The following is a 26295-nucleotide window of genomic DNA, read 5'->3' on the forward strand; positions in this document are numbered from 1 at the left end:
GGGGAGGAAACCTGGGCATTCGAAGCACGGAGTCGAGCCCGGTGGCGCGCGCTCGGCTTTCTCGGCGGCTGTGGTAGGAAACCCGTCCCATGACCGATGCCCGCTCGCTCTCGATCGTCCGCGGCCGAGTCCTCACGCCCGCGCCCTACGAGCGGAAGCTGGTCGAGTGGCCCGATGCCCTGGTGGAGGTCGATGCCGACGGCCGTATCACCGCGGTGTCCGAGGCACCCGCCGACTGCCCGGTGCCGCCGACGTGGCCCGGCGCGGTCATCGTGCCCGGCCTGGTCGACACCCACCTGCACTTTCCCCAGACCCGCATCCTCGGCAGCGCGAGCGGACCGCTATTGCCGTGGCTCGAGACCTCGGTGTTCCCCGAGGAGGCGAGGTTCGACGATCCCGACCACGCGGCCGCGGTCGCGCGAGAGATGTGCCGCGCGCTCATCGAGCAGGGGACCACGCTCGCGGGGATCTACAGCACCGCGCACCCACAGGCGACGGAGATCCTGCTCACCGCGCTCGAGGACGGCGGCCTGCGGGCCGTGACCGGGCTGACGCTCATGGATCGCAATGCGCCGCCCGCCAACCGCCTGGAGGCCGTCGAAGCCATGGCGGCCAGCGACGCGCTGATCGAGCGCTGGCACGGACGCGACGGTGGTCGGATCCGAATCTCGATGATCCCCCGCTTTGCGCTGAGCTGCACCCCCGAGCTGCTGCGCGAGGCCGGCCGGCGAAGCCGCGAGCACGACCTCTTGCTTCAGACGCACATCTCCGAGAACCGCGACGAGATCGCGCAGACCCTGGCGGCGTTCCCGGGCCACCGCGACTACCTGAGCGTGTACGAGGACCACGATTGCGCGGGCCCTCGCACGTTGTTGGCGCACTGCATCCACTTCAGCGACGACGAGTGGGCCCGCATGCAGGCCCAGGACATCGCGGTCGCCCACTGCCCCGACTCCAACTTCTTCCTCGGCAGCGGCTGCATGCCCCTGCGCGTGGCCCTGGACCGCGGGCTGCGCGTGGGCCTGGGCACCGACGTCGGCGCGGGCCGTACCTTCTCCGTGCGGCGGGTCGCGGCGGCGGCCTACGACGCATCCCTGCTGTGCCAGGCGATGGTGAGCCCCGAGGAGCTCTTGTGGCTGGCGACCCGCGGCGGCGCCCAGGCGATGCGCCAGGACGATCGCCTCGGCTGCATCGCGCCCGGCTTCGATGCCGACCTGGTGGCCATCGACGTGCCGCCGCTCCATCCCTCACCCTCTCGGGCCGCCTTGATCGATGCGCTGGTGTTTCGTCACGACGCCGGCCCGGTCCGCGCCACGGTGGTCCGTGGGCGCGTGCTACGGGGCGCGTAGCTCGAGGTCCACCCGCAGCATGCGGTGGTCCGAGCCGAATGCCGGCTCGATGCGGCGATCGATGGGCACCAGCTCCTCGGAGCTCAGCGCGTGATCGATGGGCAGGCCCAGCGGGCCGAGGAAGTCGGGCCACGTGGGCTGGATGCCAAAGCGCTGCGTCGAGCGCAGGCGGCCGTCGTCGAGCAGCGCGCGCAGGGGGGCCGACCACGGGGTGGCATTGAGATCGCCGACCACCACGACGGGCCCGGGCTCGCGAGCGGCCCACTCGCCCACGGCCGCCAGCATTGCATCGCGGGTGCCGGCCAGCTCGCGGCCGACCGGAGGCGGCGGGTGGGTGGCGAGCAAGGCGATGCTCCGGTCGCCGAGCGGCAGCTCGAGCTCGATGCTCGGCGCCCAGTCGGGACCGAAGGTGTGGACCGTGGTCGCGGTGGGGACGATGCGTGTGAGCACCACGATGCCGAATGCATCGTTGCGCGGCCAGTCCACCACGCGGTGCTCGGGGAGCGCGGCCGCGAACGCTGCGATCTCCTCCCGCGAGACCTCGAGCACGGCGACCACGTCGGGCTCGAGGCTGGCCACGTGAGCCGCGGCCTCGGCCACGCGCGGATTGCCGTGGTGGAGGTTGAACGCGATCACCCGCAGGCGCGGAGCATCGGTGGCGACGGGGCTGCCCATGGCGAGCGAGTAGAGCGGGAGCACCAGCGCGAGATGGAGCAGCACGAGCGCCAGTGCCCAGGCCGCGAGCTTCCACCAGCGCCGCACGGCCAGGGCCGCCGCGGCCAGCATGGCGCAGAGCAGCGCGAGCACGCGAAAGTGCGCGAGCAGATCGAGGAGCCACCACCAGCCGCCGAAGAACGCCAGCAGCGAGACCACGGTGAGGGCCCCGAGCCCCAGGATCGCGAGCCGACGCACGGGAGACACCGGGGCGGGGTCGGTCGCGGCCATCGACCGAGCCACCGTAGCACCGATCGCCCCGCGGCTCGGCTGCGCTATCGTGGTGCCGATGGTGAAGGCGAGCGGGGAACGAGGGGTGCTGCTGACGTGCGTGCTGCTGGTGGGCGCCTGCGGTGGCTCGGGCGGTGGCGACGGCGATGCCGGCGAGACGGGGAGCACCTCGCAGGGGCCGGGGTCCGCCGACGCGACGAGCACGGTCGATGACACCGGCACCGGCTCGGCCACGGTCGGCACGGCCGACTCCACCGAGTCCGGTACCAGCGATGACACCGGAGATCCTCCGTCCCCGGACGAGGAACCCACCCCCGAGCACTTCCGCGAGTGCGACGGGGACCCTCCGGGGCAGGTGATCGACGCGACTCCGGCCGACTATCGCGAGCTCCTGCCCACGATGCAGCCCGGCGACGTGCTGCGGCTGGCCGCGGGAACCTACGATCAGGGCCTGCCCATCACGGACATGAACGGCTCGGCGGGGGCCTGCTTCGTCATCGAAGGGCCGGCCGATGGCGCCGCGGCCGTTTTCACCGGCAGCTCCTCGCGCAACACGGTGAGCATTCGCGACTCGAGCTACGTGGTGGTGCGCAACCTCGAGCTCGATGGCATCGGTGAGGTCGGGGATGCCGTCAAGGCCGAGGGGACCTCGACCCATGCGCACCACATCGTGCTCGAGGGCCTCTACATCCACGATCACGCCGCCAACCAGCAGGTGGTGGGCATCAGCACCAAGTGCCCCGCGTGGGACTGGGTGATCCGCGACAACTGGATCGAGACCGCCGGCACCGGGCTCTATCTCGGCGACTCCACCGGAGATGCTCCGTTCGTGTCCGGGCTCATCGAGCACAACGTGGTGCTCGACACCACCGGCTACGGCATGCAGATCAAGCACCAGAACCCGCGCCCGGAGCTCCCGGGGCTGTCGGACCACGACGCCACGATCATCCGGCACAACGTGTTCAGCAAGCAGAGCGGCGCCAGCGTGGCCGATGCGCGCCCCAACGTGCTGCTCGGTCACTGGCCGCTCTCGGGCGCGGGCGTGGAGGACCAGTACCTGGTCTACGGCAACTTCTTCCACGACAACCCCACCGAGGCGCTGCTGCAGGCCGAGGGCAACGTGGCGATCTACGCCAACGTGTTCTTCAACCCCAACGGCCCGGGCCTCAACGTGCAGCCACACAACGACGTACCGCGCAGGATCGAGGTGTTTCGCAACACGTTCGTGACCAGCGGTCGTGCGGCCAGGATCACGGGGGGCGACCCCGCGTTCGCCCAGCGCTTCGTGGGCAATGCGGCGTTCGGCGAGCCGGCGCTCGAGGGCGGCGAGCAGCTCGACGATCACACCGGCACCCAGGCGGACGCCGCGACGGTGCTGGTGGATCCGACCGGAGCGCTCGGCGAAGGGCTCGACCTCCACCCGCAGGCGGGCCAGCTCGAGGGCGGAGTGGACGAGACCGGCCTCGACGCCTTCGTGTGGTGGGACCACGACTTCGATGGCCGGTTGCACGATGGAGGCCACCGCGGGGCCCATGCCGGACCCGCCGACGCGGGCGCCTGGGCGCTGGACCGCGCACGCAAGCCCTGAGCGGCCGGCTTCTGGCCCGGGGCTGGCTCAGCCGCCGGCGTGGCTCACTTCGAACTCCACGCCGGGGACCGGTCGCAGGTAGCGTAGGTCCTGCGCCGCTCCGTCGACCCATAGTGGTGCCTCGCTGCCATCGCCGAGCGCGGCGAGGGCACGCGCATCGAACTCGGCCGGGTCGGGCTGGAACGGGATCGGCTCGATCGGCTGGTCCTGGGTGACGAAGAAGTTCTCCCAGTGCACCGCGAGCACGTAGCGGGGATCGAGCGCTGCGATCGCAGCCTCGGGGTGCTCCATCACGGCCTCGAAGGTGCCCACGGTGAGGATCGCCAGATCCACCCGATGCTCGTCGAGCAGCTCGGGGACGGGCAGCCCCAGGGGAGGATCGGCCGGGGCATCCTGATAATAGATGCGGTAGAGCGGCACGCCGCGCGGATCGAGGAAGTCGACGAGGTAGGACAGCGTCGCGCCCTCGCGCCACTGCGCGGCGGTGGCCAGCGGCTCGGTCTGCTCCTGCTCCATGCAGCCCTCGCCGAAGTGGATGACGCCGAGGAACTGCGGCGGGTGCGACGAGCACAGGGCTCGCAGGCGGATCGGCGCCCCCGGGACCGGAACCCACGCCCCCTCGATCCCCGCGGGCACACCCGTGCAGGGATCGGCCTCCGTGCAGCTGCGGCGATCGACCAGTGGGGCGCGGGGATCGTTGAGCACTGCGACCCGAGCGGGCGGCACCTCGTCGAAGCCAGCCAGCAGCCGGGCCGCCGAGAGGTTGCCGTAGATCATCGCGTCGGCCGTCTTGGTCCACACGTAGGGCACGTCCATCAGGTGGTCGTAGTGGCCGTGGCCCACCAGGATTGCCGCGACGTCCTGAACCCGATCGAGCGGGAGGTAGGCATCGATCACGTCGATGCGCGGCTCGATCGAGCCGAACGTGGTCTCGAGCAGGCTGGGGTTGGAGTAGAGCGGGGCGGTGAGCGTGGAGACCTCGCCCACGCGCAGGGCCACGCCGCCGACCCCGAGGAACTCCACCTCGAGCGGAGGGATCGGCACCGGCGGGGGCTCTCCGGTCGACGTGGAGCCGCCGTCGCTCGTTCCTGGCTCGCCGGAAGCCGCCGTGGTGTCGGCCGCCAGGGTCGTCGCCGTACTCGCGGCGCTGGTCGTGCTCGAGTCGGTCTCGCCCCGGGTCGTGCCCGCGGGCGAAGGGCCCTGTCCGGTGCAAGCCACCACGCAGCCCGAGCCCACGATGCACGCCCATCCCTTCATGACTCGCAAGCAGGCCCGGATCTCGAGGGCTCCGTGCATGGCGTCAGACCCCGAGGTGCGCGCGGACCAAGCTCACCACGGCCGCGTCGTCGTCGAGTCCCTCGGGTGATGCGAGATCGTCATCGCCGTCTCGGCACAGCAGGAAGTACTCCACCGCGGCCCGGGCGAGCCGCTGCCCCGCTTCGTCGAAGCCGTCCCAAGCGTCGAGCAGCGCCTCGCAGTCGCGGGCGATCGCTCGTCCCAGCTCCGCGGGCGGCCCCCCCTGGGTGGAGGCGCGCTCGATGGCCTGCAGGTAGAGCGGCAGCTGCTCGCGCAACCCGATGGGCGAGCGCACGGCATTGGCGAGGATGCGGGAGAAGCTCGCACGAGCCTCCGCGGGGAGCTGGGCCAGCAGGCCGGTCTCGGAGGGGTCATCGCTCGACATGCCGGCCGATCATACGTCAACCGCGGCACGCCAGAGCGCTCGGTGAACTAGCTCGCGCGGCCGAGGGCCTGCTCGATCCGCGTGAGCAGCTGCTGTGCCGTGAACGGCTTGTTCAGCAGCTTGCGCTGGTCGTCCTCGCCAAGACCGGTCTGGTCGTGGTCCGTGTAGCCCGACATGAACAGCACCGGGAGGGCGGGGCGGCGCGCCCGAAGGGCCTGCGCCATGCCCAGGCCGTCGAGCTCCGGCATCGCGATGTCGCTGAGCACCAAGTCGATGCCCGCGTGCGTGTCGAAGCGCTCGAGCCCATCGTGCCCGTTCTCGGCCTCGAGAACCATGTAGCCCCTGCGACTGAGGATCGCGTTGATGAGCTTGCGAATCAGTGGCTCGTCGTCGACGACGAGAATGGTGGTCTTGGGCATACCCGCACCAGTCGTGTCCCCGTGGGCAGAGACAGGCACGAAGACCCGTTGAGTACCACGATTCTCGGCGGGATTCCGGCGAGGTCGCCGCCATCGACGTCCGAGTCGGTAGAACCGCCAACGAGGCCACCACCGGGCATCGGGCGAGGTCGCCGCCACGCTGGCCGCTGCCCGCGGGCTCGTCCGCTCGCGAGCGGGTCGGCGGGCTCGTCCTCGGCCGGGGCGACCTCGGGCCAGGCGAGTCGACTCGGTGAATCACCCATGGCTCCGCACTCGATCGCGCCACGCATTGGCGAGCATTTCCGACCAATCAGCACACCAGAGGAGATCTCGTTGGTATCCCCACTTCGTCGTACATCAGCTCGAAATCATGATATTCATTTGATTTCAATGATTTGGTCGATATCGCACAGTGTGCATAGGCCTTACGATTGTTCTGGATCGAGGGGGCCGACTGTGTATTATGTGTCCACGCCAACGCTCGTTACAAAGCGATGGCATCGAATGGCGACTCGGGACTGGTGCTGGTCCCGATTCAAGGGGTCGGGGGACTCGAACAATGGACATCAAAGAGATCGTATTTGCTCGTCAGGCTGGGGTTCAGGGCTCGATGAAGGGGGTCGCGCTGCTCGTGGGCGGCATGCTGTCACTGCTGGGCAGCGGCTGCGGCTCCGACGAGCTCGAGGACACCACGGACTTCGGTCATCAGCGGTTGGTCGAGATCGCCGATGAGGTGACCTGTGTGCCGCTGGTGGCCGGAAAGGAGATCGACGCGGGCACCGTGTGCGCGTCCATCGACAACACCGTCGACACCTCGAACACGTGCGGGACCGGGGCCACGGGGGTGATGAACGTGACCTACGCGACCACCGGGGGGTGGGAGCTCGAGCGCGCTCGCATGGCCGTGGGCGTGGGTCTCGAGGACATCCCCACCAACCGCCGCGGCAAGGCCAAGCTCCATCTGTTCCCGTACGACAGCGGCGACGTCACCGGGGCCACCGAGCACACGTTCGCGGTGCCGCTGTGCCAGCTCGGGCTCGACGGAGCCTACGATGCCTGCGACCCGGTGCTGGCGCACATCTCGAACGAGGCCGAGCTGCGCAAGCCCAAGAAGAAGCCCGGCAAGTACCAGCAAAAGCTGGCGTGGGGCGATGGCGAGCTGCTGGGCCGTCGCTGGCGGCAGGGCAAGTACTACACCATGGAGCTCCAGTGCGTCGCCGACGAGCCGCCGCCGCCTCCGCTGGCCGGCTGTGAGACCGCCTATGCCCATGGTCCCGGGGCCATCTGCTTCCTGGGAGCCGATCTCGACGGTGACGGCGAGGACGACGGCTTCGCCAACTGGGGCTGGACCAACGGTCCGATCGCACCGGGCACCTCGACCTCGTGGCCGGTCTACGCTGCGGTCGGCGGCTGTGATCCGAGCGCCGGGGAGCTGGTCGGCAACCTCGCGGTGTCGTACTCCGGCAGCGTCGCCACCGTGACGTTCGAGCGCGTGGGCGACGTGCTGCTCGACGAGGAGCAGATCCACGTGGGCACCGAGCCCCTCCCGCGCGACGAAGACGGCGCCCTGTCGATCAACCCGGCCGATGCCGCGGTGGTGGTCGACCTCGATGGCGTCACGACCAGCTCTCACACGATCACGGGGCTCTCGGGCGACATCTACCTGTCCTATCACGCCATCGCCTGTGGTGACGGCATCGAGCCGCCCAGCGATCCGCTGGCCTCGCTCACCGACGAGTTCCAGACCGACAGCCTGGCGAGCTGGAACATCCACAACCCGCAGACGGCCACGGTGGCGATCGACGATGGCGCGCTGGTGATGGTGCCCAACCCCAACACGTGGTGGTACATGTCCGACGAGGCGCTGCACGTCAGCAAGCTGGTCACGGGCAACTTCGCGGTCACCACCCGGATGGAGGTCACCAACCTCGCGGGCGGGCCGACGGCCCCGGGCGCGCCGTATCGCATCGGCGGGATCATGGTCCGCGATCCGGGCTCGGCCGATCCCAACACCTACCACATGGGCATCGGGAACATGAACCAGCCCGAGGTCGTCACCGTGTCCAAGAGCACCGACGACGGCTACAGCCAGATCGGCACCACCCCGTGGACGGGGATCGAGGCCGAGATGCGGATCTGTCGGTTCGGCAGCACGGTGCAGTCATTCGTCCGCCTGCCCGAGCAGCCGTGGGCCTGGGTCGACGACATCCAGCGCGGCGACTTGCCGTCGACGGTGGCGGTGGGGCCCATTGCCTACGCGGGTACGGCCGAGCCCGACCTCGTGGCGGAAGCCGACTACGTGCACTTCCAGACGGTGGACAAGATCGAGGACTGCTGGCGCGACTAGATCGAGTCCCTCGGCTGGACCCGCAAGAAGGCATCGAGCCACGGAGGCTCGGTGCCTTCTTTGTTTCACGGCCATGGAATCGGAGGTGATGCAAGTAAATTCTCTGCGCATGGACGCCGTATTTGGGACGGCTTGCATGAATTTGCTGTGTTCCAAAATACCGTATTGACACGTCCGCCCATTTGGAGATAGACAAGGAACTGGGAGGGATTCGATACGGACGCGTGGGCGGGGGCCCACGGCAACCGTGGCGTTGCAGACCCTCGAGAGCTGGCGATTTGGGGTGCCAGCCCTCGATGGCCGTACGGATCTGCTCCCAGGGCCCGAATGATTCGGTGCCCTCAGCAACCAAGGATGGGGGGAGCTATGTACGAAAATCGATCCAAGTGGATTGGGGTGATGGCGATGATCGCCATGGCAATGGGCGCCGCGTGTGATGAGGGGCCCCACGCGGATGCGGAGCTCGAGCTCGACGACGTCAGGGGCGAGCGTCCGCAGGCACCGTCGGACTCACTCACGACGCATGGGTACGCCGAGGTCGTGCCCGGCTTCGAACTGGAGATCGCGCTGGGAGGGCAGACCGGAGAAGACGTGGTGCTCGAGTGGCCCACGGACGATGGGGTGGTGACGGTATACCGTTCCACGAACCCGCACGCCTTGCTCGACCTCGACCTCGGCCAGCCGCTGCCCGAGGACGTCGACGCGTTCTCGCCGGAGGAGCCGATCAGCTACATCGACTTCGGTGCGGCCAGCCAGCAGACCGAGACTCCGAGCTACTACTACCGTGTGGGGCGGAGCGTCGGGGGCAACCAGAACCAGGGCGAGGAGGTGTCGCTGTCCACGATGGTGATGAAGACCACCACCGCCATGTACACGGGCTACACCAAGCTCGGCCTGTGCATGCTCGATGGACCGCAGAGCGCCTCGGATCTCCACGCCACCCTCGGCGATCCCTCCATCACGGCCGTGTGGGGGTGGAATGCATACGATCAGTCGTACATGGGGTGGTTTGCCGGGGGCGGGGGCGTGGACTTCCCGCTCGACTACGGCAACGCCGTGGTCGTGCAGCGAAGCGGTACGGGCGCACAATTCCACTCGCTGGTGGGCACCGTGCCCACCAACGAGCCGCTGATGGTCTCGGGCCAGCCGGGCCTGAATTGGACCACGGTGCCCGTGTTCTACAAGGGACCCAAGGACGCGTCCTACTGGGTCGACGACGTCGGCTACTGGGGCGTGGGTCGCTGGGATTCCGCCACGCAGGGCGCCAATTGGTACTGGGGTCCCGGCTATGCCGACATGGAGCTCGAGGCCTGCGGAACGTACTACGTGCAGCTGCCCGACAACGCATGTACGAGCAACGACGATTGCGACCCGGACAAGTTCTGCCACTTCGTGGAGGCGGCTGCATGTGGTGATGTGGCAGCCGGCCTGTGCCTTCCGCTTCCGCTGGACTGCAACAACCCCAAGCCCGGCGAGGTGTGTGGTTGTGATGGCAACACCTACGAGACCGAGCACGCGGCTCACCTCGCGCGCGTGAGCGTGGCCCACGGCGGCGAGTGCCCGCCGCCACCGCCGCCGCCGCCGGAGGATCCGCCGCCGCCGGAGGAGCCGCCGCCGCCCGAGGCACCCCCGGCCAATGCCTGCCCCGACGCCTGCCTCGGGCTTCCGGCCTTCCAGGCGCTGGTGGTGGATCCGATGCCGATCTCGGTCCCCGACTGGTGCTGGCTGGACGACTGGGACACCGATGGCAGCGCCCAGCTCAACGCGGGCTGGGACTACGTGTCCGTGTGGTGGGACGGCGACGCGGAGATTGGCGAGTGCTCCGGCAGCGTCGGGTGGGTCGAGGTCTCGGTGGAGGTCACCGATGTGGAGGCCAAGGCGTGCGCCGACCTCGTCAAGGATCGGACCGAGCTGCTCGGGCTGGCCTGCAACATCGACTGGTAGGCCCCATGGGGGTCCGGCCGGCCGAAGCGACGAGCCCGGCTCGAGCGCTAGGCCGGCGTCGGGCCCCCGCGGTAGTACCACTCCATCGCCACCGGATCGTCGAGGATCTCCGCGCCTCGCGTGCGCACCCGGGCGGCGATCGCTTCGGTCATCCCGTCGTCACGGGCGGTACCGACTTGGCCCTTGCGAATCATCGCCCCGGGATCGAGCACCGGGACGTCGGTCACCACGGGCAGCTCGAACTTGCGCTGGTTGGCCTTCATCCAGGAAAACGAGCAGTGCTCGAGGATGGCGGGCCACTGCGTCTCGCTCGGGTGCTCACCCAGGAAGTCGGCGATGCGGCGGATCGAGCCCTCGTGGTCTCGCTTGAGCTCGGTGAAGTGGATCATGAGCACGTTGGGGCGGTTGCGTAGCGGCCACCAGGCGGCGAGGAAGCCGAACAGCGCGTCCACGATGCGGGCCCCCCCGAGCACCTCGTCGAAGAACGTGGCGAAGTCGTCGCGCAGGAACACCTCCTTGGGGGCCCCCCACAGCTCGAAGAACGCCGGGGAGTGCTGCTCGATGAACGGCTTGAGCGAGACCAGGGCCTCCTCGGGGTTGCGCAGCACCACCACGTAGCGCACGTCGGTCTGGCCGGGCTCCACGTAGGGAAGCATCGGGGGGGCGGCGTGGCTCTTGAACGCGCGGCGTCGAGTGGTCGGCATGGCCTCCCACTGGTGGAGGCGCTCGTTGGGGGTCTGTCCCGGGCGTTCCACGAATTCGAGCCACGGGACCTCCACGTAGACGTCCTCGAAGTCGGCGTCGCCACCCGTGCGCAGCTGGTGGACGATGTTCATCGTCCAGGTCGTTCCGCTCTTGGCGGGAACGGAGACGACGACGTCGCCGTCCCTCCACTGCATGCGGCCTTGGGTCTCGAGATCGATCCACGGAGCACCACCTTCCTCCCCTCGAGGAGCATCGGTTGCCTCGCTCGCGTCGGGCTCGTTCATTTCCGCACTCATGATCACCTCGGCCAATGGCCCCGCGGTAGACTATCGGATGATGTGGGGACGCACTACCACGACCATGCTCTGCATGCTGCTGAGCGCGTGCCCGGGAGGCACGAGCTCGGACGGCTCCACCACCGACGGCACTCACGGAACCGCGGACGGAACCGCGGATGGATCGGGGAACGAGACCGGTGATGGCACCATGTCCGGCCCGGGCACGGAGGGCACCACCGCCATGGCCGACTCGAGCGGAGGCTCGGACGACACCGGCGAGCCGCCCGTGGGCTGCGGGGTGTTTCCGACCTTCGAGGACGGTGCCGTCCCGACGAGCGAGCTGCACGTGGCCACCGATGGAGCCGACACGGCCGGCTGTGGTGCGCCCGATGCTCCGTGCGCCAGCGTGGGCATGGCCGCCGGGCAAGCCGGCCCGGGCACGGCCATCCGCATCCACGAGGGCATCTACGCGGGCGATGAATTCATCGGGAACCTCGCGGGGCAGACCGATGCACCGATATGGATCGGGGGGGCGCCCGGCGAGGCTCCGCCGCGGTTCGAGGGTGGCTCGGTCGCCTTCCAGCTCAGCGGTGCGCGCTACGTCGTCATCCATGATCTCGAGGTCTGGCTCGCCACCGCCAACGGGATCAACGTGGACGACAACGGGCAGTACGACGATCCCGAGGTCACGCGGCACCTGGTGTTTCGCAACCTCTCGATCCACGACATCGGGCAGGGCGGCAACAACGATTGCCTCAAGCTCTCCGGGGTCGACGACTTCTGGGTGACGGGCAGCAGCTTCTCGCGCTGCGGCGGCGGCACGGCGGGCAGCGGGATCGACATGGTGGGGTGTCACCACGGCCTCATCGCGGGCAACACGTTCTTCGACATGCCCGACAGCGGCAACGCCATCCAGGCCAAGGGGGGCAGCGACGACGTGGAGATCCGCGCCAATCGCTTCGACGACGCCGGCAATCGCACGATCAACATGGGGGGCTCCACCGGGTTCGAGTTCTTCCGCCCGTCGCTGACGGCCGGGGAGAACTACGAGGCACGCGACATTCGGGTGGTGGCCAACCTCATGAGGGGCAGCGACGCCCCGCTCGCGTTCGTGGGCTGCGTGGAGTGCTCGGCCGTGCACAACACGATCGTCGATCCCGGCAACTGGGTGATGCGGATCCTGCAGGAGACCACCTCGACTCCCGAGTATGCGTTCGCGCCCGCCCGCGACGGTCGCTTCGTGAACAACCTGGTCTACTACGCGCGCGGGAACCTCTCCACCACCGTCAACGTGGGGGCCGACACCGCGCCCGAGACGTTCGAGTTCGCCAACAACCTGTGGTACGCCCACGATGCGCCGGGAAGCTCGGATCCCGGCGCCGAGCTGCCCGTGCCCGAGACGGGCGGGGTGTATGGCGAGGATCCGATGTTCGCCGAGCTGGCCGCGGACGACCTCGACGTCCCGCTGAGCTCGCCTGCCGCAGGTGCGGGCCGTGACGAGGCCGCATCGGCCGGGGGCGACATCGAGGGCGAGTGCTACCCGATGCCGCCCACGATCGGCGCGTGGGCGGAGGGTGAGTGAGCGCTAGCGCTTCCCCTGGCGTCGCGCCACGGCCATCGAGAGGTACTGATAGGCGCTGGGGAGCGTGCGCTGCACCCAGTCGATCACCCGTGCGTCGGGACCCACGAGCACGCGCCGACGATTGCGGCGAACCGCATCGAGGATGACCTTGGCCGCGGTCTCGGGCTTGGTGATGAAGCTCTTCTCGAAGTTGACCTTGTTCGCCTCGATGTCGCCGCCGACCAGCGCGGCCGTGCTCTCGTGGTAGCGCGCGGCCTTGACGATGTTGGTCTTGATCCCACCCGGGTGCACGCACGTGGCGCTGACGGGCGCACCGGTGATCTCCAGCTCCTGGCGCAGGGCCTCGGTGAAGCCCCGCACCGCGAACTTGGTGGCGTTGTAGGTGCCGTTGCCGGCGACGGCGATGAGGCCGAACACGCTCGAGGTGTTGATCACGTGCCCGTCACCCGAGGCGCGCAGGTGGGGGAGGAACGCCTTGGTGCCGTACACCACGCCCCAGAAGTTGATGTTCATGATCCACTCGAAGTCGTCGTAGTCGACGCCCTCGAGGGTGCAGCCGAGCGCGACCCCGGCGTTGTTGAAGATGAGGTTGACCCGGCCGTGGTCGGCCACCACCCGGTCGGCCCAGGCATACACGGCCTCGCGATCGGCCACGTCGACCCGCGCGTGGGTGACCTTGGCCCCGAGCTCGCGGCAGCGCGCAACGGTCTGCTCGAGGCCGTCCTCGTTCACGTCACAGAGCGCGACCTCGGCCCCGGCGGCGCACAGCTCGTAGGCGAGCGCGCGGCCGATGCCCGAGCCGGCTCCGGTGATGGCGGCGACCTTGTTGGCGAAGCTCTTCATGGGGGTAGACCCTACCTCCGCGCTACGTTCGTAGCGACTCGCCCGACTGCCGGTCGAACAGGTGCAGGTCGGTCACCGCCAGCGTCACCCGTTCTCCGCGCGCCACGGGGCGAGAGCCGGCGAGGCACACGATGAAGCCCTGACCGGCCAGTTGGCCGTGCACGTGCGCGTCGGGCCCGAGGGTCTCGACCAGCTCGACCGCGAGCTCCAGGTCACCGTCGGCCCGCATCCGTACGTCGTGGGGCCGGATCCCCAGCACGACCTCGCGCCCGTCGTCGAGGCCGTCGAACCCACCGCTCTCGGGCACGGGCAGCCGTATCGCGCCCTCTGCCGCGCTGGCGCCCTCGCCCACCGTAACCGTGGCCCGGCCATCGTTGCGCCCCACCTTCGCGGGCAGGAAGTTCATGGCGGGGCTGCCCACGAACCCGGCCACGAAGCGATTGGACGGCCGCTGGTAGATCTCGAGCGGGGCCCCGGCCTGCTGCACCAGCCCGCCCTCGAGCACGAACAGGCGATCGGCCAGCGTCATCGCCTCGACCTGATCGTGGGTCACGTAGACGCTGGTCGCCTCGAGCTGATCGTGCAGCCGCCGGATGTCCACGCGGACCTGATTGCGGAGCGCGGGGTCGAGGTTGGACAGCGGCTCGTCGAACAGGAACAGCTTGGAGCGCCGCACGATCGCCCGCCCCATCGCCACGCGCTGGCGCTGTCCGCCCGAGAGCGCCCGCGGGTGCCGGTCGAGCAGCTTGTCGAGCCCGAGCATCCTGGCCGCCTCGTCCACGCGGGCCGCTATCGTCGCGGGGTCTTCCTTGCGCAGCCTCAGTCCGAACGCGAGGTTGTCGCGCACGGTCATGTGGGGATAGAGCGCGTACGACTGGAACACCATGGCGATGTCCCGGTCGCGCGGGGGCAGGGCGGTCACGTCGCGCTCGCCAAAGCGGATCGTCCCCGTGGTCACCTCCTCGAGCCCGGCGATGAGGCGCAGCAGCGTGGACTTGCCGCAGCCGCTGGGGCCCACCAGCACCGCAAAGGCTCCCGAGGGGATCTCCGCGTCGATCTCGTGCAAGACCTTGGTCTCGCCGAAGCTCTTGCTCACGCCGCGTAGGCTGACACCGACCATGGCTCGTCCTTCCGAGGGGGGTCGGTCAGATGCCGGGCTCGAACTCGGTGTCGGGGACGAGCATGGCGGCCTTCATCGGCTCGACCACGAGGTCGACGGTGCCGTCGCTGGCCACCATGTAGCTGGCCTGCTCGGGCGAGAGCGCGTCGATGAGCACGGTGCCCGGCGGGGCGCTCACCGCCATGCCCGTGCCCTCGAACGAGGTGGAGCTGGCGTGGACCTGGTTGGTGTTGAACACCATGATCACGTAGGAGCCGCCCGAGTCGCTGCCGAAGCGCTCGAACGCGAAGATGCCCGCGTCGCTCTCGTCGCCGGTGTGCGTGGTGGACCACGCCACGTTGGTGCCGCCGCGCCGCAGCGCGGGGTAGGCCGCCCGCAGGGCCAGCACGCGCTTGGTCCACTGGAACGTGGGCCCGGTGGTGTCGAACCCGGTGTCCCACAGCCGCTCGCGGTTGGCGGGGTCGTTGCCGCCCTCGAACGCCTGCTCGGTCCCGTAGTAGAGGCAGGGGACGCCCTGCGCGGTGTTCACGAACAGCAGCGCGTTGTGCAGCAGCGCCTGCCGCACCTCGGCAGGGCGGTCGCGCAGGTTGAACAGGAAGCGCGAGACGTCGTGGTTGTCGATGAAATTGATCGGCATGTCGGCCGGAGCGACCCCGATGCCCATCGCGTTCGGCTCGGTGCCCCAGTTGGTGTAGCGGCTCTGCCACAGCGCCTGGATCCGGTCGGTGCTCTGCGCGCTCGCGAACACGTCGCGCACCGCCTGGAAGTGCTGCGAGAAGTAGAACACGCTGTCGATCTGGTCGCCCGTGAGCGGCTCGCCGTCGGGCACGCACTCCTGCTCGACCGCGATCTGCTCCTCGTCGGTGGGGCCGTCGTCGATCGTGCGCCCCAGCAGCCGGATGAGGTCGTTGTCGCCGAGGATCTCGTGCTTGGTGAACGAGCCCAGCAGGTCGTCGCGGCCGTCGAACACCTCGCCGAACATCAGGAAGTTGGTCTTGCCCTGCTCGGCCAGGCGCTGCCGCAGGCGCTGGGTGAAGAAGCGCCAGAACTCGTACTCGACGTGCTTGATGGTGTCGATGCGATAGCCGTCGGCGTTGGTGCTCTCGATCCACTTGGCGTAGACGTCGACGAACTCCTGCTTGACGTCGCAGCGCTTGGTGTCGAGGTCCTTGAGCCCGCCGGGGAAGTCGCCGTGCAGCAGCTGGTCGGGGTCGTCGAAGTCGTAGGTACGACCCTTGCGGTTGTAGACGGCCGGGTCCTCGAACAGCGCCGGTCGAGGCGGCACGTGGTTGGTGGCGGGGTCGTACTGGAAGATGATCGGCGCGGGCCCGGCCTCGCCCAGCGACGTGAACGCCTGGATCCGTCGCGGGTCGAAGTCGGGGTCGTACTCGGTGTAGTGGCGCACCGGCATCGCACCTCCGTTGTTCTGGAGGTTGATGTCGGGCACTCCGTTGAGGTTCATGTCGTAGAAGAACGCCTGCCCCACGTGGTTGGTGACGATGTCGATGATCACCTTCATGTCGCGGCGGTGTGCCTCGCGGACCAGCTCCTGCAGGGTGGCGAGGCTGCCGAAGTGCGGGTTGACGTCGCCGAAGTCCTGGGCCCAGTAGCCGTGGTAGCCGTCGACGTTGGCGTCGGTCTCGACGTTGCGGACGACCGGGGAGATCCACAGGGTGGTGACCCCCAGCTCCTCGAGGTAGCCCATGCGGTCGATGATCCCCTGCCAGTCGCCGCCCTGGTAGCGCGCGAGGTCGTCGTGGTTGACCAGGTAGTCGTTGCCGCGGTCGCCGTTCGCGAAGCGGTCCACGAGGATCTGGTAGATGACCTCGTCACGCCAGTCGTCGACGTGGACCGAGAGCTCGACCTCGGTACTCTGGTCGAGCTCACGAAAGTCGGCGCACCCCGGCGCCAGCACGGCCAGCGGGGCGAGCGAGACCGCGGCTCGAAGGGCGCGGTGGAGGGCGTGGTTGATGCGCGTACGTGCCATCGTGGAACTCATGGCAAATGGCCCCCCTTGGGGGGCACCTGGGTGTCGGCTTGCCATCGGATGGTTGCGGGGGGCATGGCAAATGGCCCCCCTTGGGGGGCACCTGGGTGTCGGCTTGCCATCGGATGGTTGCGGGGGGGCATGGCTAATCGCGGAAGTAGCTGGTCGATCCGAACCACCACTCGGCACCCAGGGCGATGAAGTGGTCGACCTTGCGCAGGCCGAACACGTCGTGCTCGGGGTAGAGCGACCGCGCTGCGGCGTCGCGCATGGTGAGCAGATAGGTGAAGGTGATGTGCGGGCGGGTGAAGTTGCCGCGGCCACCCGGAGTGACGAAGGGGATGATGCCCACCCGGCCGACCTGGGCGAACAGCGGCTTGGTGCCGCCGCTGCCGTCGTCGACCAGCACCCCGCGGCGCTGGGCCTGGTACGAGCCCTCCACCGAGATGCCCGCGATCTCGCCCAGCCACACCGTGGGTCGCAGGATCAGCGCGCCCTCGTTGAGATCCCAGAAGTCGAGGCTGGGGCTGGCGTTGCGGAAGCTCCGCCAGTAGCTGCCCAGCAGCAGGCCGAACGGTCCCACCTCGTAGTTGCCGCCGGCGGCCAGCAGGTACTCGCGAGCCCCGCGGCTGCTGTTGTCCGGCGCGAGCTGGTGGGGCGCGTTGAACTCCCCGTAGGCGGCCAGGCCACCCGCGGCGCGGAACACCAGGTTGAGATGGGTGCTGCGCTTGCCGGTGAACATGCCCAGCTGCGTGCCCACCACCCAGCCCGACTCGCGGGGCAGGGTCTCGAACCGGCGCGGCTCGACCTCGCGCTGGCCCTCGTTGGCGTAGTGGGTCTCGCCGTAGACCACGGGCTTGATGCCCGCGCCCGAGTCGCCGAGCCAGAAGATGTGGCTGAAGCGGGCGCTGCTCACCACCTTCTGCCGGTCGAGCACGGGCACCTGCGCCGCGCCGGGCTGGGCGTACGGCAGCGGGCGGGCGGCCTGCTGGTAGAACAGGGGGCTGCGGGGCTGGTTGGCGCCCGCGTGGAGCCGCAGCTCGGTGTGGTCGGTGAACCCGTAGATCGCACCGCCGCCCATCGTGTTGAGGTTGTCGAGCGGCCAGAAGTTGAGCAGGTAGATGTCGTCGCCGCGGTACATCCGCGAGCCGGCCCACAGGCGCAGCTTCTTCAGGCCCAGGCCCGATTCCTCGATGTAGAGGTTGCGCATGCCGAGGGTGGTGTCGAAGCTGCCCGTTTGATGGAACAGCGGGGCCGCCACGGCCATGGTGGCCACGATGCGGGTGAAGGAGTCGGTCGCCTCCCAGTAGTCCTCGCGGCGCAGCTCGAGCTCGGCGTAGGTCGACTCGTCGAGGCGCGAGCCGTAGGCCACGATGTCGCCGTTGCGGAAGGCACGGCCGCGATGGTCGCCGCCGATCACCACCCGGCCGTAGGAGCCGAAGTGGAACCCGTCGGCGTAGTCGGGCGCGCGGTTGTAGGGCAGATCGGCGGGGGCGCTGGGGGCGGTCGCGGGCTCGTCGCTCGGCTGCACGATCACCGGCGGTGGCTTGCCGAGCTCCTCGGCCACCTCGGCCTGGGACTGGCGCAGCACCTCCACCTGCCGCTCGAGGGTGTCGATGCGCCTCTGGAGCGCTTGCACCTCCTCGACCGAGGGGCCGGACGGTGGCGGAGGCTCGGGCTCGGGTTCCGGCTCCGGCACCGGCTCGTCGGCGGGCTCGGAATCGGCTGCGGGCCCGGGCGCCATCGCGTGCACGAGGGAAGGGACGGCGAGCGAGCCAGCGGCGGCGAGCAGCGGGATCAAGCCCCACGCAAGACTCGAGCGATGAAGGGAGAGCACGTGGCCAGACACGGAATCGGTGGGACTCTAGACCAAGTCGGGTAGGGGGCGGCTAGCTGCGTGAAACCATTGGGTAATGACGGTGACGGTGGTGGCGCTACGCCACCACCGTCGCTCGGGTTGGATGCCAGGAGCGCCGCATGATGGGACTGGGGATGGGCCCATGCGCATCGACTCTCGATTCGCGACAATTCGCGATCGATCGAGGCGCTTCGCTCATCGCGTTGTAGCCTGGTGATGTTGGGGGCCGGCTGATGCGCCGGCTCGTGGGATCAATGGATGGATCGAGATCGAGGATCGCCGCGGCACGCGGTGGCATACGGTGTGTTGCCTTGCTCCTGGGCGTGGTGGGGGCGGTGGGCGGGGGCTCGTCGGTCATGGCCATGGCGATGCCGCCCCAAGACCCCGGTCCTCGCGAGGCGGGGAGCCGCTCCCTGGGGCAGTCGCTCGATGGAGCGCTTCGGATCGAGGTCGACGGCGAGCGACGCGAGCACCACGTTGGCGCGGGGCAATTGCCGGAGCGCATCCGTGCCCAGCACCCCGACGTGGCCGATGGGCTGCGTCGGACCGATGGGCACGAGCAGTGGATCTACGTGTGGATCGGTGGCGAGCCCGACGACTACTTCGTGAGCGTGATCCCGGTGCGCGACGGTGCTGCCTTCGGAGCCCCGGTCGAGAGCTTTCGGTGCGCGTGCGACGACGAGACGCTGATCGAGGCGCTGCACGAGCGCATCGACGCGGCCGTGGCGTCGCTACGAGGGGACGGGATGTCCGGCTCGGCAGGGACCGAGCAGGGCGAGCCGGTCCGGCAGGAGGAGGAGGCCGAGCGCCCGAGCCCCGGTCGCGTGCCGGTCGACGACCGAGGAGGCCATCGTCGCATGGGTCCGCGCGGCTACGTGGGGCTCGGCGTGGGCACGCTGGGCGCCGGAGCGCTGGTGGCCGGGATCGTGCTCACGCGGCAGCCCGAGCAGACGCGCGGGCAGGAAGGGACCTTCGAGCATCGGTCGTTGCGCAACGCCGGCATCGGCGTCGCGGTGGCGGGCGGCGTTGCGCTCGCCACCGGCGTCACCTTGCTCGTGGCCGACCTCGTGGGTGCTCGCCGGCGCTCGCTGGCCATTGCGCCGGTGCTCGACGGCCGGCAGGTGGGGTTGTCCGTGGCGCGAGGGTTCTGAGGAGGTTGACGTTTCTCATCGACGGTGAAGAAGGAATTCATGATGCGAAGATCGGTATTCGTACAATCGCTCGGCTTGCTCGCGGGGGTCTTCATTGGCCTGGCCTGTTGGCGCGAGGACGCGGAGCACTGTAGCTACAACGACGGCGATTCCTCGTGCCAGGCACGAGGGCTCGGGCAGTTCTGTAGCGCCTGCGAGTCCAGCAACCATGGCTGCGTGGATGCGAGGCCCTCCGAGGACTGCGCGGCGACGCCGGAGGAGGACCCTGCCTCGGGTCCCGGGCCGATCGGCGGCGATGGTGACGAGGAGAGCACGGGGGGCGGGGGCCCGGTGGCGAGCGAGTGTGCGGCGAACGCCGAGTGCTCGGGAGCGACGCCCTTTTGTGACACGGGGAGCGGGCAGTGCGTCTCGTGTGAAGCCATGGCGCAGCCCGATGACGCATGTGCCGGCCTGAGCGCGGCGGCATCGGTCTGTGGCAGTACTGGCGCCTGTGTGCAGTGCGAGGGCGAGAAGGCGAGCGCCTGCGGTGGTACGACCCCGGTGTGCGATGGTGCGGCCAACGTGTGCGTGGGATGTTCGGCCCATGACCAGTGCGGGCCGGCTGCATGCAACTTCTTCACGGGAGCCTGCCTGCCCGAGGATGCCGTGGTGGAGGTGGGGTCGGGCCTCGAGTTCGCCCAGCTGTCGGCGGCGCTCGACGCCCTGGGAGCGGAGGGGACCATCATCGTGCATGCCGGCAACTACGACGAGTCGATCGCGATCGATGGCGAGCGAACCATCGCGTTCGTCGCACCGGCCAGCGAGCTGCCGGTCTGGTGGGCTTCGGTGGGCGCGGCTCCGCAGCTCACGGTCGGGGCCGGGGCCGCGGTGCTCATGGATCACATCCAGCTGTCCGGCAATGTATCGCTGGCCCACCCCGGTCTGTTGGTGCAGAGCGGACGGGTCTGGCTCGACCGCACGCGGGTCGTGAACAACCCGGGAGGAGGCATCGAGCTCGTGGATGGAGCCGAGCTCACCTTGCGCAATGGCTTCGTCGGCGGCGACGACAACGACGCGGTCGCCTTGTCGGTGGAGGGTTCGGATGCTCGGGTGATCTACTCGACCCTCGCGGCGGGCTTTGGCGACGCCGCAGCGCTCCGGTGTGGGCTTGGTGTGTTCGTGCAGGCGCGCAACTCGCTGTTCGTTGGGCGCACGGCTGCCGACGAGATCCAGTGCGCGACCGCGCTGATCGATCACAGCGCGATGGAGATGGACCTCGGGGGCACCAACCAGACCCTCGGCGTCATGCCGGACACCAGCTGGTTCCAGGGCTATGGGGTTGGTGATCTGCACCTGTCGTCGATGGCTCCGTCCACGATCGGAACCACGGCCCAGTGGCAAACGGGGGAGCCGCTCGACGACCCGCCCACGGACATCGACTGGGATCAGCGACCGGCCATGGCGGGGGCCGCGGACTACGCGGGAGCCGACGTTCCGTAGCGCGGCGGCCATCCTCGTGCATCCAGCTCGAGTCGGGTAGGATCTCGAGCCGGATGCACGAGCCCAACCGTGATGACGCCACGCTGATGGCCGGCGAGCCGCGCTTGCTCGCGCCGGGCTCGGTGTTCGCAGATCGCTACGTGGTGGAGGGCCCGCTGGGCGAGGGCGGCATGGGCTCGGTCCACGCGGTCGTCGATCGCGAGCTGGGCGAGCGAGTCGCGCTCAAGGTGCTCGGCGAGGGGATCCAGGGCAGGCCCGAGGCCCTGGAGCGCTTTCGCCGAGAGGTGCGGGTCGCTCGACGCGTGACCCACCGCAATGCGGCGCGCACCTTCGACATCGGCGAGTACGCCGGGCTGCGGTTCCTGACGATGGAGCTGGTGGAGGGCGAGAGCCTGGCCCAGCGCCTCCGACGCGAGCGGAGGCTCGATCCGTCCGATGTGGTCGAGATCGGTCGACAGGTGTGCGACGGGCTCGGGGCGGTGCACGAGGTGGGCATCGTCCATCGCGACCTCAAGCCGGCCAACGTGCTGCTCGAGCGCACGGGCCGGGTGGTGCTCACCGACTTCGGCATCGCTCGCCCCGAGGCCGACGACGATCGCGTGACCCAGGAGTCGAGTCAGATGGTGGGCACGCCCCACTACATGGCGCCCGAGCAGGTCGCGGGCGAGCCGCTGACCTCGCGCACCGACATCTACTCGCTGGGGTTGTTGCTGTACGAGATGGCGACGGGGCGGCTGCCGTTCATGCGCGGCACCACCATCGCCACCGCGGTCGCCCGTCTGCACGATCCACCCGAGCCGCCCCAGCAGCACGTGAGCCTGCCCGAGCCGCTGGTGGCCGCGATCATGGCGTGTCTACGGCGCGAGCCGGCGCAGCGACCGGCCGATGCCGCGGCCGTGCGGGCGATGCTCGAGGCGGCACCCGCCGAGTCGCGGACCTCGGGCGGGTCCACCGACCCCGACCCGAAGGCCACCGACGTGACCCTGCTGGGGGCCTCGTCGTCCGCGAGCTGCTTTTGCCCCGTCGACGTGGGCGAGAAGGGGCTGGCCGTGCTCCCGCTGCGCCATCGCGGTCCGGCCGACGACGCCTACGTGGCCGAGGCCATCACCGAGCAGCTCATCGATCTGCTGTCGATGACGCGAGGCCTGCGGGTGCCGGCCGCCGGCGCCACCGAGCCGTTCGCCGAGCGCCGGGATCCCCGAGCCGTGCGCGAGGCCCTGGGGGTCGACGTGGTGGTCGACGGCACGGTGCAGCGCAGCGGCTCTCGCCTGAGGGTGGCGATTCGGCTGCTCGATGCGCAGACCGGCTATCAGACCTGGACCGATCGATTCGAGGGCGAGCTGCGAGACGTGTTCGAGCTGCAGGATCGCATCGCCACCAAGGTGGCCGAGGCGCTGCGCCTGCGGGTCGAGTCGAGCCACCTCGAGGTCTCGGTGCCGCCCGAGGCGCTGGAGCTGTACATGCGGGCTCGGGCGATGATGCGCGAGCACCAGCTGGGCGGCCCCGAGGGGGCTCCGGCCCTACTGGCCCGGTGCCTGGAGCTGGCGCCCAAGCTGCCGCCCGCGCTGGCGAGCTACGCCATCGTCTGCTCTCGCATGTGGTTCTTCTTCGGCGAGGACCCGTGGGCGGCGCGGTGCGAGGACGCGGTGGCGCGCGCGCTGGTCTACGGTCCCCACCTTCCCGACACCCACCTGGCGGCGGCGCGGATGCACGGGCAGCGGGGTGAATTCGCCGAGGCCGCACGCGCCCTGCAGCAGACCCTCGAGCTCGCGCCGACGCATGCGGCGGCCCACGCCTACCTGGGCGTGCTGCAGTGCGAGGCGGGGCGCAGCTCCGAGGGTCTTCGCCACATCGAGCTCGCGCGGGATCTGGCGCCCTCCGATCGCATGCCGCTCATCGCGGCGATCCGACACCTCAAGCTGCACGGGCAGGACGAGCGCGCCGATGCCCTGATCGAGCAGCTGATGGCCGAGGACCCCGACGCCCAGACCACGCTGCAGATCTTCCACCTCCGCTTTGCGGTCTGGATGCGCGACCTCGAGTCCATTCGGCGGTGGCGAGCGGCCGCGAGCCCTCAGGCCCGTACGATCCTGCGGTTCCTGGTCGAAGTGGGGGGCTTCGTGCTCGGAGACCTCGACGAGCCGGGCATGATGGCGCGCTTCGACGAGTTCGCCGTGCCCAACACCAGCCGGCGCTACCGGGCGCTGCTCGAGCAGATGCTCGTCGAGGGGCTGCTGGCCACCGGGCGAGTCGAGCCCGCGGTGCCGGTGCTCGAGCGCCTCGCCGACGAGGTGCTGGTCGACGTGGACTGGCTCGAGTACTGCCCCCTGCTGCACCCGCTGCGGGACGAGCCCTGGATGGCGCCCGTGCGCAGCAAGGTGCGGGCACGGGCGCGGGCGATCTGGGCGCTGAATTGAGCGAAGCCGAGGCCTCGATCGCCACGACCCGCTATGCTCCTCGCAGTGGCCGAGCCGCACGAGACCTACGTCGCTCACCTCGCCACGCTGGGCATCGACGCCACCATGCTCGCCCTCGACAAGAAGGGCACCTTGGCCGGCGGCACGGCGAAGGCCGGTGGCACGCCGAAGGCTGGAGACACCGCCCGGGCCGGCGCCACGATGAAGGTGCTCGGTCCGTCGTCTCGACTCCCTCGCCTGCTCGTCGGCAGCGACGACGCTCAGCACTCCGCCGACCTCGAGCTCGGCGATCCGCTGGGCAAGGGCGGCATGGGCGTGGTGTGGTCGGCCACCCAGGTGGCGCTGCGTCGTCACGTGGCGGTCAAGCGGCTCCGCGACGAGCGGGTGGGTCCCGAGGCCGAGGCCCAGCTCATGCGCGAGGCGCTGGTCACCGGCGCGCTCGAGCACCCCAACATCGTGCCCGTGCACACCCTGGGTCTCGACGACGAGGGCCGGCCGCTGCTGGTGATGAAGCGGATCGAGGGCACCCCGTGGAACAAGCTCCTGCGGCCGCTCTACACCGAAGACGGTCCCGCCGACGCGCGGGAGCTCGAGCGACACCTCGGCATCTTCATGCAGGTGTGCCAGGCCCTCGAGTTCGCCCACGCCCAGGGGGTGGTCCACCGCGACATCAAGCCCGAGAACGTGATGGTCGGCTCGTTCGGCGAGGTCTACGTGCTCGACTGGGGGATTGCGGTGAGCACCCGCGACGACGCGATCGGGCTGCCCGCAGTGGAGCCGGGCACGCTGGTCGGCACGCCGGCCTACATGGCGCCCGAGATGGCGGCCGCCGACGAGGCCATCGACGCCCGCACCGACGTGTACCTCCTGGGCGCCACGCTGCACGAGCTGGTGATGGGCGAGCCGCGGCACCAGGCCGACGGCGTGTTCGCGGCGCTGACGCTGGCGTTCGAATCGAAGGCCATCGAATACCCCCCGTGGGTGCCGGCCGAGCTGGCCGAGATCTGCAACCGCGCCACGCATCGCGAGCCGGCCGAGCGCTTCGGGAGCGCCCGGGAGATGCGCGAGGCTCTGCTCGAGTTCCAACGCCACGGGAGCTCGCGCGAGCTGGCCGACGAGGGCTGGCAGCGGCTCGAGCTGCTCGAGGACATCCTGGGGCCCGACCTGCGCACGGTGACCGCCGACGCGATCCAGATCCACGCGCTGGCCAGCGAGGGGCGCTTTGCGTTCGAGCGTGCGCGCGAGCAGTGGTCCGGCAACGCCGGGGCCCGCAAGGGTCTGCAGCGCTTGCTCGAGCTGATGATCCACTACGAGCTCTCCAACGGCAACGTGCGCTCGGCCGCCGGCCTGCTCGGCGCGCTGCCCGAGGCGCGGCCGCAGCTCGAGCGCGAGGTCGATCGCGTGGCCAAGGCCCAGCTCGAGCGTCGACGGGAGATCGCCAAGCTCGAGAAGCTCCGCTACGACGCCGACATCAACGTGTTCACCTCGACCCGCCGGCGGTTCTCGCTGCTGCACGGGGCCGTGCTCGCGCTGCTGGCCGTGGGGCTGTTTGCGCTGCGCAAGCTGGGGCTGCACCAGCCCGGCTATCCCGACGCGATCGTGGTGATCCTGGTGCTGGGCGGGGTGGTGTTCATGGGGCGCCGCCGCGCCACCACGCAGAGCTCGTCCAACGAGGTCAACCGCCGCCTGTTCGACTCGATCCTCGGCTCGCTGCTGTTCGTCGAGCTGGTGTTCCTCCTGGGCTTTTGGGGTGACATTCCGTTCCCGGTGGGCCTGGCGCTCGCCATGCTGGTGGGCGGGGCCACCTGCGGGATGATGGTGATCTACTTCGACCGGCGCATGGTCTGGACCGCGCTCGGGTTCGTGCTCACCGGGGTGGCGATCATGGCCATGCCCGAGCTGCGCGGGCTGTGGATCGCGGTCGGCGGGTTCGCATCGTTCGCCAGCAGCGCCATCCTGTGGCGCGAGGTGGAGCAGGGGCGGCACGTGTCGCAGCGCCCCGTCGCGGGTCGGGCCGAGACGCCGAGGTTCGGCACCCCACTGAAGTGACGACCGTCCATGGCGTCTCGCGTCGGGCTCTGCCTGGCACATTGCACAATGCGATCGTGCCACTTGCCCAACCGCGGGCCTCGATTGCGCAACTTGCCCAAATCGTGCACTTGGACCCCACTACGATGCGTTTTTTGCTACCCGAGGGGTCGTGCATCGGGTACGATGCAGATCGTTGGTGAGGTGCAAAGTGGCACGATCCCCGGTTGCGATCTTCGAGGCGAGGCGCAAGGTGGTGGACGACGAGCTGTCGTCCCTGACCCAGGAGCAGGAGAACATCGAGCAGCTGATGCGGCAGCTGCTACGGCGACGCGAGCTGCTCGAGGGCCGCTGGGAGCTCCTCATCGCCGAGCGCGATCTCCTCGACGAGCGGATCTGGCAGGGCCAGGCGCCGCAGTCGGTGGGACCCCGCCCGCCCGTGATCCCGCGTGGCCGGAGCAGCCAGGGCCCGCGCGACCTCGCGCCCGAGCCCTGGGACTTCGAGGGCATCGAGCTGGCGAGCTGACACCGCGGCGGCCGAAGGCGCGGCCTGCCCACGAGCCCCCGTGGGCGT

At 69.7% G+C, this 26295-nt stretch carries 19 protein-coding genes; 10 read left to right on the plus strand and 9 right to left on the minus strand.

Going from position 1 to position 26295, the window contains the following annotated elements:
* Positions 1-89 precede the first annotated feature (89 nt).
* Positions 90-1349 (plus strand): guanine deaminase, encoded by a 1260-nt coding sequence (locus OEB96_RS39285; RefSeq protein WP_266222040.1) that lies wholly within the window; start codon positions 90-92, stop codon positions 1347-1349.
* Here OEB96_RS39285 and OEB96_RS39290 read toward each other — a convergent pair.
* Positions 1335-2294, minus strand: coding sequence for an endonuclease/exonuclease/phosphatase family protein (locus OEB96_RS39290; protein ID WP_266222041.1), 960 nt, complete (start codon positions 2292-2294; stop codon positions 1335-1337). The two genes, OEB96_RS39285 and OEB96_RS39290, sit on opposite strands and share 15 nt — an antisense overlap.
* 58 nt (positions 2295-2352) lie before the next feature.
* Between OEB96_RS39290 and OEB96_RS39295 the strand changes: the two genes are divergently transcribed.
* Positions 2353-3882, plus strand: a complete 1530-nt coding sequence (locus OEB96_RS39295; RefSeq protein WP_266222042.1) for a right-handed parallel beta-helix repeat-containing protein — start codon at positions 2353-2355, stop codon at positions 3880-3882.
* A gap of 27 nt (positions 3883-3909) precedes the next feature.
* Here the strand turns inward: OEB96_RS39295 and OEB96_RS39300 are convergent, their stop codons facing one another.
* The 3 genes from OEB96_RS39300 to OEB96_RS39310 are packed head-to-tail and all read right to left on the minus strand — an operon-like array spanning position 3910 to position 5982.
* Positions 3910-5178 carry an MBL fold metallo-hydrolase gene (locus tag OEB96_RS39300; protein WP_266222043.1) on the minus strand — a complete coding sequence of 423 codons (1269 nt, stop codon included), beginning with the start codon at positions 5176-5178 and terminating at the stop codon, positions 3910-3912.
* Between the two features lie 4 nt (positions 5179-5182).
* Complete coding sequence (locus OEB96_RS39305) at positions 5183-5563, minus strand: hypothetical protein (protein ID WP_266222044.1); 381 nt, start codon at positions 5561-5563, stop codon at positions 5183-5185.
* A gap of 47 nt (positions 5564-5610) precedes the next feature.
* A complete protein-coding gene (locus tag OEB96_RS39310; protein ID WP_266222045.1) occupies positions 5611-5982 on the minus strand; it encodes a response regulator in 372 nt (123 codons plus the stop codon).
* Positions 5983-6592: 610 nt separating this feature from the next.
* On the opposite strand from OEB96_RS39310, the gene OEB96_RS39315 reads away from it, so the two are divergent.
* Complete coding sequence (locus OEB96_RS39315; RefSeq protein WP_266222046.1) at positions 6593-8329, plus strand: hypothetical protein; 1737 nt, start codon at positions 6593-6595, stop codon at positions 8327-8329.
* Between the two features lie 399 nt (positions 8330-8728).
* Positions 8729-10273 carry a hypothetical protein gene (locus OEB96_RS39320; RefSeq protein ID WP_266222047.1) on the plus strand — a complete coding sequence of 515 codons (1545 nt, stop codon included), beginning with the start codon at positions 8729-8731 and terminating at the stop codon, positions 10271-10273.
* Positions 10274-10320: 47 nt separating this feature from the next.
* On the opposite strand, the gene OEB96_RS39325 is transcribed toward OEB96_RS39320, so the two are convergent.
* On the minus strand, positions 10321-11262 hold the full coding sequence (locus OEB96_RS39325) for a sulfotransferase domain-containing protein (protein WP_266222048.1): 942 nt from the start codon (positions 11260-11262) through the stop codon (positions 10321-10323).
* Positions 11263-11347: 85 nt separating this feature from the next.
* Here OEB96_RS39325 and OEB96_RS39330 point away from each other — a divergent pair, with 85 nt between their 5' ends.
* A complete protein-coding gene (locus OEB96_RS39330) occupies positions 11348-12838 on the plus strand; it encodes a right-handed parallel beta-helix repeat-containing protein (protein ID WP_266222049.1) in 1491 nt (496 codons plus the stop codon).
* Between the two features lie 3 nt (positions 12839-12841).
* Here OEB96_RS39330 and OEB96_RS39335 read toward each other — a convergent pair whose 3' ends face one another.
* From OEB96_RS39335 to OEB96_RS39350, 4 genes are all read right to left on the minus strand, one after another.
* Positions 12842-13681, minus strand: coding sequence for an SDR family NAD(P)-dependent oxidoreductase (locus OEB96_RS39335; RefSeq protein WP_266222050.1), 840 nt, complete (start codon positions 13679-13681; stop codon positions 12842-12844).
* Positions 13682-13703: 22 nt separating this feature from the next.
* Positions 13704-14801 (minus strand): ABC transporter ATP-binding protein, encoded by a 1098-nt coding sequence (locus OEB96_RS39340; RefSeq protein ID WP_266222051.1) that lies wholly within the window; start codon positions 14799-14801, stop codon positions 13704-13706.
* 25 nt (positions 14802-14826) lie between these two features.
* The gene (locus OEB96_RS39345; RefSeq protein WP_266222052.1) at positions 14827-16788 is read right to left on the minus strand and encodes an alpha-amylase family glycosyl hydrolase; all 1962 of its coding nucleotides are present in this window, start codon (positions 16786-16788) and stop codon (positions 14827-14829) included.
* Positions 16789-16933: 145 nt separating this feature from the next.
* Positions 16934-18589 (minus strand): carbohydrate porin, encoded by a 1656-nt coding sequence (locus OEB96_RS39350; protein ID WP_266222053.1) that lies wholly within the window; start codon positions 18587-18589, stop codon positions 16934-16936.
* Between the two features lie 368 nt (positions 18590-18957).
* Between OEB96_RS39350 and OEB96_RS39355 the strand changes: the two genes are divergently transcribed.
* The 5 genes from OEB96_RS39355 (at position 18958) to OEB96_RS39375 (ending at position 26247) form a co-directional block, all read left to right on the plus strand.
* A complete protein-coding gene (locus tag OEB96_RS39355) occupies positions 18958-19797 on the plus strand; it encodes a hypothetical protein (RefSeq protein WP_266222054.1) in 840 nt (279 codons plus the stop codon).
* A gap of 75 nt (positions 19798-19872) precedes the next feature.
* Positions 19873-21276: a hypothetical protein gene (locus tag OEB96_RS39360; protein WP_266222055.1), complete on the plus strand. Its 1404-nt coding sequence runs from the start codon at positions 19873-19875 to the stop codon at positions 21274-21276.
* Positions 21277-21329: 53 nt separating this feature from the next.
* Positions 21330-23693: a serine/threonine-protein kinase gene (locus OEB96_RS39365; protein ID WP_266222056.1), complete on the plus strand. Its 2364-nt coding sequence runs from the start codon at positions 21330-21332 to the stop codon at positions 23691-23693.
* Between the two features lie 45 nt (positions 23694-23738).
* Positions 23739-25742, plus strand: a complete 2004-nt coding sequence (locus OEB96_RS39370; protein WP_266222057.1) for a serine/threonine-protein kinase — start codon at positions 23739-23741, stop codon at positions 25740-25742.
* A gap of 190 nt (positions 25743-25932) precedes the next feature.
* Positions 25933-26247: a hypothetical protein gene (locus OEB96_RS39375; protein ID WP_266222058.1), complete on the plus strand. Its 315-nt coding sequence runs from the start codon at positions 25933-25935 to the stop codon at positions 26245-26247.
* The last annotated feature ends 48 nt before the right edge of the window (positions 26248-26295 follow it).

The organism is Paraliomyxa miuraensis (assembly GCF_026337845.1).
Classification (GTDB): Bacteria; Myxococcota_A; Polyangia; order Nannocystales; family Nannocystaceae; genus Paraliomyxa; species Paraliomyxa miuraensis.